The sequence below is a fragment of the Mesorhizobium sp. M2A.F.Ca.ET.037.01.1.1 genome (genome assembly GCF_003998075.1).
In the GTDB taxonomy this organism is placed as follows: Bacteria; Pseudomonadota; Alphaproteobacteria; order Rhizobiales; family Rhizobiaceae; genus Mesorhizobium.
Map to the genome: position 1 here is coordinate 1 of NZ_RZSA01001031.1, position 2,211 is coordinate 2,211.

General features: G+C 64.2%; 1 protein-coding gene. It reads left to right on the forward strand.

Annotation, left to right across the window (positions count from 1 at the left end):
• The first annotated feature begins 801 nt into the window (after positions 1–801).
• Complete coding sequence (locus tag EOA27_RS32965) at positions 802–2,142, forward strand: tetratricopeptide repeat protein (protein WP_245491235.1); 1,341 nt, start codon at positions 802–804, stop codon at positions 2,140–2,142.
• The last annotated feature ends 69 nt before the right edge of the window (positions 2,143–2,211 follow it).

Sequence of the window (2,211 nt, forward strand, 5' to 3'; positions counted from 1 at the left end):
CTTCTCGGCCGGCCGCTCCCGGCCGGCGCTTGGCTCGAGCTCGATCCCTCTACCCTCGCGCGCATGCGCGAGGCCTTTTCTTCCGGCCTGACGCGCAAGGCGTGCCCGGGCTGCGAGTGGTTCGAGCTGTGCGGCGCGGTCGCGGCGAGCGGCTTTTACGGAACGCGCCTTTAGCCCGCTTATGTCAAAATTCGGCCGCCGATCCGCATATTTTCGCTGACTGGCATCGTTTTTTAAGCCGGATGATTGCATTGTGATTCGCTCGGCGATTGAAGCCCGACCCCAAAAAGGCCATGCTTTGGCCGGAAAAGATCGAGTCTGTGGGCGGTCCGCCAAGGGCGGGATCGCGTCTGGCTGAAAGGGATACGATGCGGCAAGGACGTGCGCGCTGGCTGACGAGGCTGGCATTTTTGACCGGAGTGGCGCTCTGGGTGCTGCCGGTCCAGGCCAAGGAAGAAGCCCAACCGCTGCAGATCACGTCTTTCTCGGGCGCCTATCTTGCGGCCCATATCGCCGAAAGCGACAACGACCTCGACGACGCGATCGCCTATTACAAGCAGGCGCTGGCCTTTGCCCCTGATGACAAGGACCTGCAGCAGAGCCTGATGCTGGCGCTGGTCTCGCAGGGCCGCTTTGAGGAATCGCTGGTCTATGCCGACAAGCTGAAGGAAGTGCCCGATGTCGAGCGCTTCTCGCGCTTGGCGCTGGCCATCGATTCCTTCCACAAGAAGGACTACGCCAAGGCGCAGTACTGGCTGAAGCTCGCTCGAATCCGACCTCGACCGGCTGCTTTCCGGCGTCATGGACGGCTGGGCCAAGCAGGGCGCCGGCAACGCGTCCGAGGCCATGGATGCCATCGACAAGCTGAAAGGCCCCGATTGGTTCGGCCTGTTCAAGTCGTTCCACCGTGCGCTGATCGCCGATGCCGCCGGCCTCAGCGACAAGGCCGATGCGATCTACGCCGCCACCTTGGCCGACACCGCGGCCGGTGGCTCCGCGCCCGAAACCTGGATGCGCAATGCCCAGGCTTATGCCTCCTTCCTCGCCCGCAAGGGCGACAAGTCGAAGGCCGAGGCGGTGTTGAACCAGGCGGAAGCCTTCGCCCCGGGCAAGCTCGAGATCACCACGCTGCGCGACCGCATCGCCAAGGGCGACAAGATCGAGCCGCTGGTCGCCCGCCCGGCCGACGGCGCGTCCGAAATCCTGCTCGACCTTGCCACCGCGCTCAACCGCGGCGGCGGCGAGCCTTTCGTGCGGCTTTACCTGCAATACGCGCTGGCGCTGAAGCCGGACAGCGACGCGGCCCTTGTGCAGCTTGCCGCCGTTGCCGAGCAGCTGAAAGATGGCGAGGGCGCGGTCGCGCTCTACCGCCGCATTCCGGAATCCTCGCCGCTGAAAGAGCTCTCCGACCTGCAGATCGGCCTCAACCTTGCCGATCTCGACAAGCATGACGAGGCGATTTCCCACCTCAAGGCCTATCTCGACAAGCACCCGGACGACATGCGCGCCTATCTGGCGCTCGGCGGCGTCTATGGCTCGAAGGAAGATTTCCGTTCGGCCGCCAATCTCTACGACAAGGCCGTCGAGCAGCTGAAGTCGCCGACCGCCGCCAACTGGAACATCTTCTACCAGCGCGGCATCGCCTATGAGCGGCTGAAGGAATGGCCGAAGGCCGAACCCAATTTCCGCAAGGCGCTGGAGCTGCAGCCCGACCAGCCGCAGGTCATGAACTATCTCGGTTATTCCTGGGTCGATATGAACATGAACCTCAAGGAGGGCCTGGCGATGATCCAGAAGGCCGTGGATCTGCGGCCGAACGACGGCTACATCGTCGATTCGCTGGGCTGGGCCTATTTCCGCATGGGCCGCTTCGACGACGCCGTGCGCGAGATGGAGCGCGCCGTCTCGCTGAAGCCGGAAGATCCCGTCCTCAACGACCATCTCGGCGACGCTTACTGGCGTGTCGGCCGCAAGCTCGAGGCCACCTATCAGTGGACCCAGGCGCGCGACCTGAAGCCGGACCCGGATGTGCTCGCCACCCTGCAGCAGAAGCTGCTCAAGGGCCTGCCGCCGATCGAATCCAACACCGCGCAGGAAACCCCGAAGGTGAAGCCGGATCCGACGCCCGCGCCGAAGGGCTGAGCGGTGTGCTATTGATTTCTGGCGGGGCCCTTCGGGGCCCCGCGGCATTTTCAGAACATCTTTCTGTAC